We start from the raw sequence: 13,178 nt of genomic DNA, 5'->3' as shown, positions 1-13,178 counted from the left end.
TATGTAAACAGAATGTTGAAATTGCGTGAAATTAAAATTAAAAAATCGCTGATAAAAAAAGATGTCTGAAACAAGTTGTAAGCGGGAAATAATTTTTAATTGGTGTGAAGGCTTTTTTTGATGGCGTTAAGAGTAAATCAAGATATTAACGAAATAACAACATTGAATCCCCAGGATACACAACAAATGTGCACCTAGGGAAGAGAAGATATGACGCTGTAAAGGCGGTCGATATGAGCAGTGTAGACCAGTTTTACACTCTTGCCAGTGTTTCGCTAAACCCGCTGATGGCGGCGCAGAGCGAGGAAATCCAGCAGGCTGCCCAGCGCGATACCCACCAGACAAAGCAGTGCGCCAAGCTGTACGATTTTGGCGGCCACCTGCGACAAATCAGTCCAGTTTAATCCGTCGGTAATAAGGAGAATAACCCACACGGCCAGTAACACGCTGCCAACCAGCAGCATACGCAGCGCCCAGCGATAGGCGGAAGCAAAATGAATCCGCGGTAGAAACGAATCGGAATGCTGAGTGTGTTCAAGGGTTTGGCGGCACAGTGCCAGCAATATCAGGCCTGGAACAGAGGCAACAATGGAAAACAGGTAGAACAGGGGCCAGCCGTTTGCCTCGACAAACCAACCGGCAATCGGCCCCACGTAAACTCGCCCGACCGCCGAAAGCGCAGAAAGCAGAGCAAACTGGGTAGCGGAAAAGGATTTGTTGCACAGTGCCATCAACAGCGCGACGAAGGCCGCCGTGCCCATACCGCCACAGAGGTTTTCGAAGAAGATGGCCGTGCCCATCGAATAGAGATGCTTATCCGTGATGGCCAGTATCCAGTAACCGGCGTTCGACACGCCCTGTAAAATGCCAAATAGCATTAGCGCCTTGAACAAGCTGAGGCGCTGCATCAGCACGCCACCGAGCAGTGCGCCGAAAATAGTCGCCAGCAGTCCGAGCGTTTTGTTAACCAGCCCAACTTCGCCCGCGTCAAATCCCACCCCCCTAATAAGGAAAGTGGTGCTCAGGCTCCCGGCGAAGGCGTCACCGAGTTTGTACATGACGATCAATAGAAGAATAAGCCAGGCATTATTGCGGCCAAAAAAGTCTTTAAGGGGCGCAACCACTGCCATTTCAATGCTGGTAGGCGCCGGCTGATTTACCTCTGGCTCAGGGGCAAACAGAGTGGCCACCACGCCGATGAGCATCAGCGCCGCCATCAGCCAGTAGGTATGCTGCCAGCCGAGATAACGATCGGCCAGCCACAATGCCAGCCCGCCAGAGACCAACATGGCCAGCCGGTATCCCAGCACCGACACCGCCGCACCGTTGCCGCGTTCTTCGGCGCTTAAGAGGTCGGTTTTATAGGCGTCAAATACAATGTCCTGCGAGGCGGAGGCAAAGGCAATGAGCACCGCCAGCGCGGCCAGCCAGAACAGATCGTTGGCCGGGTTCATATAGCCCATGCCGAAAATGGAAACCACCAACAGCAGCTGCGTCACTATCAACCAGCCACGGCGGCGTCCCAAAAATGACGGCGTATACCGGTCCATCATCGGTGACCACAAAAATTTGAACACGTAGGCCTGGCCGACCAGCGAGAAAATGCCGATGGTTTTGAGATCGAGATTTTCGACCGTCATCCAGGCCTGCAGCGTGCCGGACGTCAGGGCGAGAGGTAAGCCGGATGCAAAACCCAGCAGGAGCAGGATCGCGGTATTACGTTGGGTGAAGATTTTGAAGTACTGTTTCAGCATAGCATCCGTGTTCCAGCAGGCCATTGAATAGGGGGCGCAAAGGCATGATAAAGGATAAACGCGGATAATAAAGGAAGGATTGGCGGGTGGCGTGTAAACGGAGAGGATAATCAAAGGTTTCTGCCCGGAATCACCGGGCAGAAGAGGCAAAGACTAGTGTGAGTTGGCTTTAATAAAGTCGCTCACGCTGGTGTCCTGTGCCATGTCTGAAATGACATCACCCAGCGCGGTGTTAATCACGTTAGTGATTTTCGCATCGGTCGCCGTGAACGCGCCCTGAACGTTGTAGCTGGTGTTGTAATTTTTAACCTGTTTGTTACCGTTTTTCGCCGTAGCGATAATTGAGATGTCGGCTTTAGTGGTGATGTTGTAACGCAGGTTGCCTTCCTGGACGTCGGCATACAGTCGATTGACAACGATTTGCAGGTCAACTGCACCGGACGGCCCAATCATGTAGCCGCGAGCGGTCATTTGTTTTTCAAGTGACTCTTGCAGCAGGAAGCGCATATCACGGGAAGGAGTCAGAGAAACCAGCTGTCCATCGCGGTTAACTTTAGCGAGTGCTTTGTCTTGACGCATATCGGCACCGTTAATGCTGATTGTTACGCCCATCAGGGTAGGATCCTGAGTCGGCAGAGCAATTTTCGGTGAAATATTTAATGTGTTGCTGCTGGTAGCACAACCTGCAAGCATAAATAATGCCAGTACAGGGAAAAGAATTTTCTTCAACATGGTCATTTTCTCAATTTTCCATCTTTTCAAAGTCAGGAGTTGGCGTGTTTTCATTGTAGAATTGGCAGCATCATAGCATTGCCGATGTTTAGCGTGCCATGAGATTGGACCTCGAAAGTTGGGAATTTATCGCCTTTGTGCGAAAAAATAGTTAAAGAACCTTCTCGTTTGCATTCCAAACGGCTATTTGTTCACATAAGCAATATTTTCTCATTGAAAGTAAGAATAAAGCGGAAAACAGCCTATTATTGATCTAAGACGGCGAAATAGTTTGGCGGAGTTCTCTGCAAGATGTGTTTTTAAGGAGATGGCTATGATTCGCGAGCAAATAGAAGCAAAGTTAGCTGCAGCGTTTGAACCAACGCATCTGGACGTAACGGACGAAAGTTATCGTCACAACGTGCCTGCTGGTTCAGAGAGCCACTTTAAGGTCGTGATGGTCAGCGATAAATTCCTGGGTGAGCGCTTTTTATCCCGCCACCGCGCAATTTATTCTGTGTTGTCTGAGGAGCTGGCCGGCAGCGTTCACGCACTGGCGCTGCACACCTACACGCTGAAAGAGTGGGAGGGGTTACAGGACACCGTTCCCGCTTCTCCACCCTGTCGTGGTGCAGGAACGCTTGCCTGAAACGGCTTTTTTTAAGCAAAATAAGGACTAAATATCTATTAATCGACAGTATCTCTGGAACTTTGCCCCCAAGTTGCTGTATTAGTAGAGGTGAATTTCGAAACGGCCTGCGGGCCGTTTTTTGTTATGTCTACATAAAGGCTAACGGCAAGGTAGTTTAGGTTCTGCAACATGATGTATTTCGAGGGATTGAACTCGCAAGTAAGCGAGCGCCATCACGGACGAGCCATGAAGAATCAGGCTTTGAGATAACCGTCCTCGACTCGCTGCTGTTGCGCCGCTATAATGTCGCGTCTTATTTTTCCGGAATGGTTTCGGGACTTTCTCGAACACTGAGCTTGGGTTCTGCTTGATGCGTCCCGGTTCGGGATTGACCGAGCACTGTGATTTTTTTGAGGTAACAAGATGCAAGTTTCTGTTGAAACCACTCAAGGCCTTGGTCGCCGTATCGCTATTACTGTTCCTGCTGACAGCATTGAAAAAGCAGTGACCAGCGAACTGGCCAAAGCGGCTAAAAATGTTCGTATCGACGGCTTCCGCAAGGGCCACGTTCCAAAAAACATCGTTGAACAGCGTTACGGCGCCAGCGTCCGTCAAGACGTACTGGGCGACGTGATGCAGCGCAGCTTTGTTGACGCAATCATCAAAGAAAAAATCAATCCAGCTGGCGCGCCTAACTATGTTCCAGGCGACTACAAAGTGGGCGAAGATTTCAACTTCACCGTTGAGTTCGAAGTTTATCCAGAAGTTGAACTGAAAGATCTGGAAAGCATCGAAGTAGAAAAACCGGTTGTTGAAGTTAACGAAGCTGACGTTGACACTATGCTGGAAACCCTGCGCAAGCAGCAGGCTGACTGGAAAGAATCTGAAGCAGCCGTTAAAGCTGAAGACCGCGTCACCGTTGATTTCTCTGGTTCTATCGACGGCGAAGAGTTTGAAGGCGGCAAAGCGTCTGATTTCGTACTGGCTATGGGCCAGGGCCGCATGATCCCAGGCTTCGAAGAAGGTCTGGTCGGTCATAAAGCCGGTGAAGAATTCACTATCGACGTGAACTTCCCAGAAGACTACCACGCTGAAAACCTGAAAGGGAAAGAAGCCAAGTTCGCTATCGTGCTCAAGAAAGTTGAAGAGCGCGAACTGCCAGAACTGACTGAAGAGTTCATCAAACGTTTCGGCGTTGCTGATGGTTCTGTTGAAGGTCTGCGTGCCGAAGTGCGTAAAAATATGGACCGTGAGCTGAAAGGCGCGGTGCGTAATCGCATTAAGTCTCAGGCAATCGAAGGTCTGGTCAAGGCTAACGAAATCGACGTTCCGTCAGCACTGATCGACAGCGAAGTTGACGTTCTGCGTCGTCAGGCTGCACAGCGTTTCGGTGGCAACGAGAAACAAGCCCTGGAACTGCCACGCGAGCTGTTCGAAGAGCAAGCTAAGCAACGCGTTGTTGTCGGCCTGCTGTTGGGTGAAGTTATCAGCCAGCACGAACTGAAAGCTGACGAAGATCGCGTTAAAGCGCTGATCGAAGAAATGGCTTCCGCTTACGAAGATCCATCAGAAGTTGTTGAATTCTACAGCAAAAATAAAGAGCTGATGAACAACATGCGTAACGTCGCGTTGGAAGAACAAGCCGTCGAGACCCTGCTGTCAAAAGCGAAAGTGACTGAGAAAGCCACGACCTTTACCGAGCTGATGAACCAAAACACCCCAGCATAAGATTTACGCCGCAGGGGAGTTTTATTCAGAAGTCTAAGCCCGTAGTTTGCGCTACGGGCTTTTTATTTTGTCTTTTTTGTCTTTTTTGGCTGTTAGCTGGTTTTTTCGGATGCCGGTACTCTATATTTATTAGACATTGCACTATATTTATCAGAGTGATAACCGAAAAAATGGCGACAAGTACATTAATTGAGCTATTTGCTTGCTCAATGGATCCGGGGAAGAAAAGAATTTTATGCAAGGCTTGAAATTTTGCCTCTCCTCCCCAATTGTCTAGTGCTACAAGGGCAACTTTGCTGTTAGCTTCTGACTGATAACCACCGTCAGCCGTGTATGTGGCGACTTGGCCGCTTGAGCATAGTCATCATCGCTTATCTCAAGTAGAATCGGTTTCAACTCGCGCTAAAGAGAATTCTATTAGGAGACGGTTATGTCATACAGTGGTGAAAGAGAACAATTTGCGCCAAACATGGCTCTGGTACCGATGGTTGTAGAGCAGACTTCACGTGGTGAACGCTCTTACGATATTTTTTCTCGTCTGTTAAAGGAACGTATTATCTTCCTGACCGGACAGGTTGAAGACCATATGGCTAACCTGATTGTGGCCCAGATGCTGTTTCTGGAAGCCGAAAACCCGGAGAAAGATATTTACCTCTATATCAACTCACCGGGCGGCGTGATCACCTCGGGGATGTCAATTTATGACACCATGCAATTCATCAAGCCGGACGTCAGCACTATTTGTATGGGCCAGGCCTGTTCAATGGGCTCCTTCCTACTGACCGCCGGTGCCAAGGGCAAACGGTATGTGTTGCCTAACTCTCGCGTGATGATTCACCAACCGCTGGGCGGTTTCCAGGGCCAGGCGACGGATATCGATATCCACGCCAAAGAGATCCTGAAGGTTAAGCACCGTATGAATACGCTAATGGCGCAACATACGGGCAAATCTCTTGAAGAAATAGAGCGTGACACTGAGCGAGATCGTTTCCTGTCAGCCGCCGAAGCTGTAGAGTATGGTTTGGTTGATAAGATTATGACCCATCGCGGCGAACTCTAATTGGCGTTTTTCTGCTGACGCGATGGTCTATAGTTAAACTCATACGCATGTTTTTGAGTGTGGCGGCGTGAAAGTCGCCGCACGATGCTTTACCCTAAGGCATCCGATATGAGTGAATTGTTCAATAGACTTAAGCTGCGTCAGTGATTGACCTGTCTGTTGAGTTAAATGGTCGTGCCGCCGTGTGTTGTCCGCGGGACAGATATTAAAGAAGAGGTTTACTGATGACAGATAAGCGCAAAGACGGTTCAGGAAAGCTGCTGTACTGCTCTTTTTGCGGCAAAAGCCAGCATGAAGTGCGTAAGCTGATTGCCGGGCCGTCAGTGTATATCTGCGATGAATGTGTCGATCTATGCAATGACATTATTCGCGAAGAGATTAAAGAGGTCGCACCGCATCGCGAACGCAGCGCGCTGCCAACACCGCACGAAATCCGTGAACACCTCGATGACTATGTTATCGGTCAGGAACCTGCGAAAAAAGTTCTGGCAGTTGCGGTTTATAACCACTACAAGCGCTTGCGTAATGGCGATACCAGCAACGGTATCGAACTTGGCAAGAGCAACATTTTGCTGATTGGTCCAACCGGTAGCGGTAAAACGCTGTTGGCAGAAACGCTGGCGCGTTTCCTTGATGTCCCTTTCACTATGGCAGATGCTACCACGCTGACTGAGGCCGGTTACGTGGGTGAAGATGTTGAAAACATTATTCAGAAACTGCTGCAAAAATGTGATTACGACGTACAAAAAGCGCAGCGCGGCATTGTCTATATCGATGAGATCGACAAGATTTCTCGTAAGTCTGACAATCCGTCTATCACCCGTGACGTATCGGGCGAAGGCGTGCAGCAGGCGCTGTTGAAACTGATTGAAGGTACTGTGGCTGCGGTTCCTCCACAGGGCGGACGTAAGCATCCTCAGCAAGAGTTTTTGCAGGTTGATACCTCAAAAATTCTGTTTATCTGCGGCGGCGCATTTGCCGGCTTGGATAAAGTGATTTCGCAGCGTCTGAATACCAGTACCGGTATCGGCTTTGGTGCAGAAGTGAAAGGCAAGTCAGAGAAAGCAACCGAAGGTCAGTTGCTGGCTCAGGCAGAACCTGAAGATTTGATCAAGTTTGGTCTTATCCCTGAGTTCATTGGTCGTCTGCCCGTTGTGGCAACGCTGAGCGAACTGAGTGAAGAGGCGTTGATTCAAATTCTCAAAGAGCCTAAAAATGCGCTGACCAAGCAATATCAGGCATTGTTCAACCTGGAAGGCGTTGAGCTTGAATTCCGCGATGAGGCATTGATTGCTATCGCGAAGAAAGCGATGGACCGTAAAACGGGTGCTCGTGGTTTGCGTTCTATTGTTGAAGCTGCTTTGCTGGATACGATGTACGATCTGCCATCTCTGGACAGTGTGGACAAAGTCGTTGTTGACGAGTCCGTGATTGCCGGGCAATCCGAACCGCTGATGATTTATGGCAAACCTGAGGCCCAACAGGCTTCTGGCGAATAATTAGCCAATTTAACCAGCGGTTTAGATGAGAAATGGGGGATTTGTTCCCCCATTTTTTTTTCCTCGCATTCTTGTCGTTGAATGTCAGACATTCATCCCCATATACTCAGTTAACGACTTGCTGAAACCCGCTGACTCGTGTTTCACGAGATTTCCTTAACCTGGCGGAAGCTAAACTAAGAGAGAGCTCTATGAACCCTGAGCGTTCCGAACGCATAGAAATCCCCGTATTGCCTCTGCGCGATGTGGTGGTTTATCCGCATATGGTTATCCCGCTGTTCGTTGGCCGGGAGAAATCAATTCGCTGTCTCGAAGCAGCAATGGATAATGATAAAAAAATCATGCTCGTTGCGCAGAAAGAGGCGTCGACGGATGAACCTGGTATCAACGATTTGTTCTCAGTGGGAACCGTAGCCTCTATTTTACAGATGCTTAAACTTCCTGATGGAACGGTAAAAGTTCTGGTCGAAGGCCTACAGCGTGCGCGTATTACCACGTTATCCGACAGCGGTGAGCATTTTGCTGCCCATGCCGAATACCTGGAATCGCCAGCGGTAGACGAGCGCGAGCAGGAAGTGCTGGTTCGCACGGCCATTAATCAGTTTGAAGGTTACATCAAGCTGAATAAAAAAATTCCGCCTGAAGTTCTGACATCACTCAACAGCATCGAAGACGCTGCGCGCCTGGCGGACACCATCGCCGCGCACATGCCGTTAAAGCTTGCCGACAAACAGTCAGTGCTGGAGATGTTCGACATTACTGAACGTCTTGAGTACCTGATGGCGATGATGGAATCGGAAATTGACCTGCTGCAGGTTGAAAAACGCATTCGTAATCGCGTCAAAAAACAGATGGAAAAAAGCCAGCGCGAGTACTATCTGAACGAGCAAATGAAAGCTATTCAGAAAGAACTGGGCGAGATGGATGACGCGCCTGACGAACACGAAGCGCTGAAACGCAAAATCGAAGCGGCCAAAATGCCGAAAGATGCGCGTGAAAAAACCGAAGCCGAGCTGCAAAAGCTGAAAATGATGTCACCAATGTCCGCCGAGGCCACCGTAGTCCGGGGTTATATCGACTGGATGCTTCAGGTGCCATGGAACGCTCGCAGCAAAGTTAAAAAAGACCTGCGTAAGGCGCAGGAGGTACTGGATACCGATCACTTTGGTCTTGAGCGTGTGAAAGACCGTATCCTTGAGTACCTCGCCGTGCAGACGCGTGTCAGCAAAATTAAAGGGCCAATCCTGTGTCTGGTTGGGCCTCCAGGCGTGGGTAAAACCTCGCTGGGGCAGTCAATTGCCCGTGCAACCGGTCGTGAATATGTGCGTATGGCGCTGGGTGGCGTGCGTGATGAAGCGGAAATTCGCGGTCACCGTCGCACCTATATCGGTTCGATGCCAGGCAAACTTATCCAGAAAATGGCTAAAGTGGGCGTGAAGAACCCACTGTTCCTGCTCGACGAGATCGACAAAATGTCTTCCGACATGCGTGGTGATCCAGCGTCGGCTCTTCTGGAAGTGCTTGATCCAGAACAGAACGTGGCCTTTAACGACCACTATCTGGAAGTTGATTACGACCTGTCAGACGTGATGTTCGTGGCGACGTCTAACTCGATGAACATTCCGGCGCCGCTGCTTGACCGCATGGAAGTGATTCGCCTGTCGGGTTATACCGAAGACGAAAAACTGAATATCGCCAAACAGCACCTGCTGCCGAAACAAATCGAGCGCAACGCGCTGAAGAAAAATGAACTGACCGTTGAAGACAGCGCCATTATCGGCATTATTCGCTTCTACACCCGCGAAGCCGGTGTGCGTAGTTTGGAACGTGAAATCTCCAAGCTGTGCCGTAAAGCGGTTAAACAGCTGCTGTTGGACAAAACGCTCAAGCACATTGTCATTAACGGCGATAACCTCAAAGACTATCTCGGCGTGCAGAAGGTTGACTATGGCCGTGCAGACACTGAAAACCGCGTAGGACAGGTTACTGGCTTGGCGTGGACCGAAGTGGGCGGCGAGCTGCTGACTATCGAAACCGCCTGCGTGCCGGGTAAAGGCAAGCTGACCTACACCGGTTCTCTGGGTGAGGTTATGCAGGAGTCGATTCAGGCCGCGCTGACCGTGGTACGTGCGCGCGCTGAAAAGCTGGGTATCAACCCTGATTTTTACGAAAAACGTGATATTCACGTTCACGTACCTGAAGGGGCGACGCCGAAAGATGGCCCAAGCGCCGGTATCGCAATGTGTACCGCTCTGGTTTCCTGTTTGACCGGTAACCCGGTTCGCGCCGACGTGGCCATGACCGGCGAGATAACGCTGCGTGGTCTGGTTCTGCCGATCGGCGGTCTGAAGGAAAAACTGCTGGCTGCACACCGTGGTGGTATCAAAGTGGTACTGATCCCTGATGATAACAAGCGTGACCTGGAAGAGATCCCAGACAACGTGTTGGCTGATTTAGAGATCCACCCGGTTAAGCGTATCGACGACGTGCTGAACTTTGCATTGCAAAATCCAGCCTTCGGCGCACTGCCGGTTGCTGCAAAATAGTGACCTAATGCATAAAGTGTAAGCAAAACTAAGGCTGACAGGTGAATTCCCACTTGCCAGCCTTTTTTTGTGCCGTTAAGTTAGTAAACCTGTCAGAAGGGTGCAACGGGTTCTGGGTAGCTTGCATACCCCTGACAAGCTTGATATAACAGCTGCGCTGTCACGTCCGTAGGGAAATTTCGGCGTGACGATAGAATTTTAAGAGGGGATGAAAACGTGAATAAGTCACAACTGATCGACAAAATTGCAGCCGGTGCGGATATTTCTAAAGCGGCCGCTGGACGTGTGCTGGACGCGGTGCTTGCATCGGTAACTGATTCTCTGAAAGCGGGAGAAGAAGTTGCACTGGTTGGATTCGGTACCTTTGCAGTTCGTGAGCGCTCAGCTCGCACAGGCCGTAACCCGCAAACCGGTAAAGAAATCAGTATTCCGGCTGCCAAAGTTCCTGGCTTCCGTGCAGGTAAATCGTTGAAAGATGCAGTAAACGGATAATTACTAACAATAACCTGACGTCTCAGGGTTGGTAAGGTACTATATAAGGCGCATCGCAGAGATGCGCTTTTTTTACTTTTGCATGCCTATGTCCGTGGCCGCAGAAGGTTTTGCTTAAAGGTATTGCCTGTTAACAGTGATTCTTTTGAACACCGCTCGAAACGAAGTGTCAGTGTAAACACGCAGTTTATTGTGCAGCACCCAGATGGGTGTCACAGGGATCGTTGGTACAACCCACGCAGCCCAAGTTTTAAACCCCAAATACAGCGGAGTGTTGCTTCACTATGATGGACAACTTACGCGCGGCAGCTAATCACGTCGTGCTCAAAATTATTCTTGGTCTGATCGTTTTATCTTTTGTTTTAACCGGTGTAGGCAATTACCTGATCGGTGGGTCGAGTGACTACGCCGCGAAAGTAAACGGCCAGGAAATCAGCCGTGCACAGCTTGACGACGCCGTTGGTAATCAGCGCAGCCGCTTGCAACAGCAGCTTGGCGATCAGTTTGCCGCACTGGCCGGCAGCGACGGCTATATGCAGCAGCTGCGTCAGCAGTCTCTTAATAATCTGATCGATGTGACTCTGCTTGACCAATACTCCAAAAAATTGGGCGTAACAGTGAGCGATCAGCAAATCAAAGACGCCATTCTGGCCACGCCTCAGTTCCAGACCAACAATCAGTTTGATAATGCCAAATACCTGCAAACTATTCAGGGTATGGGCTACACCGCTGATAATTTCGCACAACTGATGAAACAGCAACTGGTGAGTCAGCAATTGGCTCAGGCCTATGGCGATTCAGACTTCGTGCTGCCAGTAGAAACCCAATCTATGTCACAGCTGGTGCTGCAGGAGCGTGATGTTCATATCGCCACCTTCAACACTGAAGCGCTTGCGGGCAAACAGCAGGTAAGCGACAGCGAGTTACAAGCTTTCTATGACCAGCATAAAAACAGCTTTGTGGCGCCTGAGCAGCTGAAAGTCAGCTATATCGAAATGGACGCAGCGGCGATGCAGGGTAAAACTCAGGTGACTGATGCCGACGTTTCTGCCTACTACGACCAGCATAAAAGCGAGTTTGGTCAGCCTGAACGTCGTCGTTACAGCGTCATCGTTGCCAAAGACGACGCTGATGCTAAAGCCATCGACGCGCAGTTAAAAGGCGGCGCTGATTTTGCAGAGCTGGCAAAAGCCAAGTCTATTGATACCCTCAGCGGCAAGAAGGGCGGTGATTTGGGTTGGATGGAACCTGAAACCACGCTGCCAGAATTCAAAAGTGCCAATCTGAACACCAAAGGCCAGACCTCAGGCGTTATCAAATCAGACAGCGGCTACTTTATTCTGCGTCTTGAAGACATTATGCCAGAGCAGGTTAAGCCGCTGGCCGATGTGCACGACAGTATCGTAGACAAGCTTAAGCAAGAGAAAGCGCTCGACGCTTACTACGCGCTTCAGCAGAAAGTGAGCGACGCTGCCAGCAACGACAACGAATCCCTGGCCTCGGCAGAGCATGCTGCGGGCACTAAAGCCCAGCATACCGACTGGTTCACTGAGCAGAGCATCCCAGCGGCTATCAATTTCAAGCCGGTTGTTCAGTCACTGTTTGACGGATCCTTGATTGGTCACGACGGCGCACCGGGCAACAACTCGGACGTTATCACCGTTGATGGCGATCGCGCATTTGTGGTTCGCGTGGACTCTCACAAAGCGGCCGGTATTAAGCCGTTTGCCGATGTGAAAGACCAATTGACGCAGATGGTCAAACGCCAGAAGGCAGAAGATCAGGCGCGCGTTGATGCTGAGAAACTGCTGACTGCGCTGAATGCCGGTAAAGGCGACGACGCCTTGAAAGCCGCTGGCTTGAGTTTTGGCAACGTGCAGAAAGTGCAGCGTACCGCTCAACCTTCCGACTTTGAGCAAAACGTTTATGCGCTAGCCCAGCCTACGGCAGATAAGCCAAGCTACGGTATTTCACGAGACCCTCAGGGCAATACCGTGCTTATCAAGCTCACCGCCGTGACTCAGGGCAAACTGCCTGATGCAGAGGCCGCTCAGTTTAACCAACAACTGCAACAGACTTCGTCAAATAATACCTTTGACGCGCTGCTGGGCAACCTTCGCCAACAGGCTAAAATCAAGTTAGGCAGTGCTGCACAGAATCAGTAAAAGTGCGAGGCTTCACGGAGCCTGACTGCAATGACCTGCAACAACCAAAGGCCGCTTTCGCGGCCTTTTCCATTTCTGATTTCTACCATTTGTTATTGCCTTCCCGCTGCGCCACTCTGTCCGTGCTGAAACAACATGGAGGATTACAGCATGCACAAATTATCAATCACTACCCTGGCATTGGCTTTAGGACTTGCGGTTATGCCGTTGAGCACGCAGGCGGCGAAGGAGAATTCCGCTAAGGGCGCGGTTTCGAGCAGCATCGAGGAATCTGCCGTTAACGGCAAAAGCGCAGCAAAATCGGCGGTCAAAGATACCGATGCGAGCAAGGCGGAGGAAGATAAGGTCAGTTTGAACAATGCCACTGCCGAAGATCTTTCAAAAGCACTGAGTGGCGTGGGGCTTAAGAAAGGGCAGACCATTGTTGAATACCGCACCGATATGGGACCTTTTACCAAGATAGAACAACTGCAGGAAGTGCCCGGCATCGGCCCTTCTTTATTTCAGCGTAATCAGTCCCGTTTGAAATTGTGATGCGGATCGCGGCGATGAGGTGAAGACTTTTCTCGCCGCGTTCTTCTGCTAATCTGAA

Annotated in this window: 10 protein-coding genes; 8 read left to right on the top strand and 2 right to left on the bottom strand. The window is 50.2% G+C overall.

Annotated elements, in window-relative coordinates; all coding sequences use genetic code 11:
• Positions 1-275: 275 nt before the first annotated feature.
• Together ampG and BS639_RS04810 are read right to left on the bottom strand one after the other, a co-directional pair.
• Positions 276-1,754 carry a muropeptide MFS transporter AmpG gene (ampG, locus tag BS639_RS04815; protein ID WP_055776781.1) on the bottom strand — a complete coding sequence of 493 codons (1,479 nt, stop codon included), beginning with the start codon at positions 1,752-1,754 and terminating at the stop codon, positions 276-278.
• Positions 1,755-1,907: 153 nt separating this feature from the next.
• Entirely contained in the window at positions 1,908-2,486 is a 579-nt protein-coding gene (locus tag BS639_RS04810) for a lipoprotein (protein WP_055778172.1), read from the bottom strand.
• A 313-nt stretch (positions 2,487-2,799) separates the two neighbouring features.
• Here BS639_RS04810 and bolA point away from each other — a divergent pair, with 313 nt between their 5' ends.
• The 8 genes from bolA (at position 2,800) to BS639_RS04770 (ending at position 13,120) form a co-directional block, all read left to right on the top strand.
• The gene (bolA, locus tag BS639_RS04805; RefSeq protein ID WP_055776782.1) at positions 2,800-3,114 is read left to right on the top strand and encodes a transcriptional regulator BolA; all 315 of its coding nucleotides are present in this window, start codon (positions 2,800-2,802) and stop codon (positions 3,112-3,114) included.
• A 405-nt stretch (positions 3,115-3,519) separates the two neighbouring features.
• Positions 3,520-4,824 carry a trigger factor gene (gene tig, locus BS639_RS04800; protein ID WP_055776792.1) on the top strand — a complete coding sequence of 435 codons (1,305 nt, stop codon included), beginning with the start codon at positions 3,520-3,522 and terminating at the stop codon, positions 4,822-4,824.
• 430 nt (positions 4,825-5,254) lie between these two features.
• On the top strand, positions 5,255-5,884 hold the full coding sequence (gene clpP, locus BS639_RS04795) for an ATP-dependent Clp endopeptidase proteolytic subunit ClpP (protein WP_055776795.1): 630 nt from the start codon (positions 5,255-5,257) through the stop codon (positions 5,882-5,884).
• A gap of 224 nt (positions 5,885-6,108) precedes the next feature.
• The gene (gene clpX / locus BS639_RS04790) at positions 6,109-7,383 is read left to right on the top strand and encodes an ATP-dependent protease ATP-binding subunit ClpX (protein ID WP_055776798.1); all 1,275 of its coding nucleotides are present in this window, start codon (positions 6,109-6,111) and stop codon (positions 7,381-7,383) included.
• A gap of 191 nt (positions 7,384-7,574) precedes the next feature.
• A complete protein-coding gene (gene lon, locus BS639_RS04785; protein WP_055776802.1) occupies positions 7,575-9,929 on the top strand; it encodes an endopeptidase La in 2,355 nt (784 codons plus the stop codon).
• A 216-nt stretch (positions 9,930-10,145) separates the two neighbouring features.
• The gene (gene hupB, locus BS639_RS04780; protein WP_009638628.1) at positions 10,146-10,421 is read left to right on the top strand and encodes a nucleoid-associated protein HU-beta; all 276 of its coding nucleotides are present in this window, start codon (positions 10,146-10,148) and stop codon (positions 10,419-10,421) included.
• Positions 10,422-10,705: 284 nt separating this feature from the next.
• Positions 10,706-12,586, top strand: a complete 1,881-nt coding sequence (ppiD, locus tag BS639_RS04775) for a peptidylprolyl isomerase (RefSeq protein ID WP_084982380.1) — start codon at positions 10,706-10,708, stop codon at positions 12,584-12,586.
• Positions 12,587-12,736: 150 nt separating this feature from the next.
• On the top strand, positions 12,737-13,120 hold the full coding sequence (locus BS639_RS04770; RefSeq protein WP_084982379.1) for a ComEA family DNA-binding protein: 384 nt from the start codon (positions 12,737-12,739) through the stop codon (positions 13,118-13,120).
• Positions 13,121-13,178 lie beyond the last annotated feature (58 nt).

This window comes from Rouxiella silvae (assembly GCF_002093625.1).
Lineage (GTDB): Bacteria > Pseudomonadota > Gammaproteobacteria > Enterobacterales > Enterobacteriaceae > Rouxiella > Rouxiella silvae.
The sequence above is the reverse complement of the archived record's forward strand: the minus strand, read 5'-3'. Positions and strand labels throughout refer to the sequence as shown.

Coding starts and splice junctions, on each gene's coding strand:
- bolA (WP_055776782.1), top strand. CDS start 2,800: ATGATTCGCGAGCAAATAGAAGCAAAGTTAGCTGCAGCGTTTGAACCA.
- BS639_RS04770 (WP_084982379.1), top strand. CDS start 12,737: ATGCACAAATTATCAATCACTACCCTGGCATTGGCTTTAGGACTTGCG.
- ppiD (WP_084982380.1), top strand. CDS start 10,706: ATGATGGACAACTTACGCGCGGCAGCTAATCACGTCGTGCTCAAAATT.
- ampG (WP_055776781.1), bottom strand. CDS start 1,754: ATGCTGAAACAGTACTTCAAAATCTTCACCCAACGTAATACCGCGATC.
- clpP (WP_055776795.1), top strand. CDS start 5,255: ATGTCATACAGTGGTGAAAGAGAACAATTTGCGCCAAACATGGCTCTG.
- lon (WP_055776802.1), top strand. CDS start 7,575: ATGAACCCTGAGCGTTCCGAACGCATAGAAATCCCCGTATTGCCTCTG.
- clpX (WP_055776798.1), top strand. CDS start 6,109: ATGACAGATAAGCGCAAAGACGGTTCAGGAAAGCTGCTGTACTGCTCT.
- BS639_RS04810 (WP_055778172.1), bottom strand. CDS start 2,486: ATGTTGAAGAAAATTCTTTTCCCTGTACTGGCATTATTTATGCTTGCA.
- tig (WP_055776792.1), top strand. CDS start 3,520: ATGCAAGTTTCTGTTGAAACCACTCAAGGCCTTGGTCGCCGTATCGCT.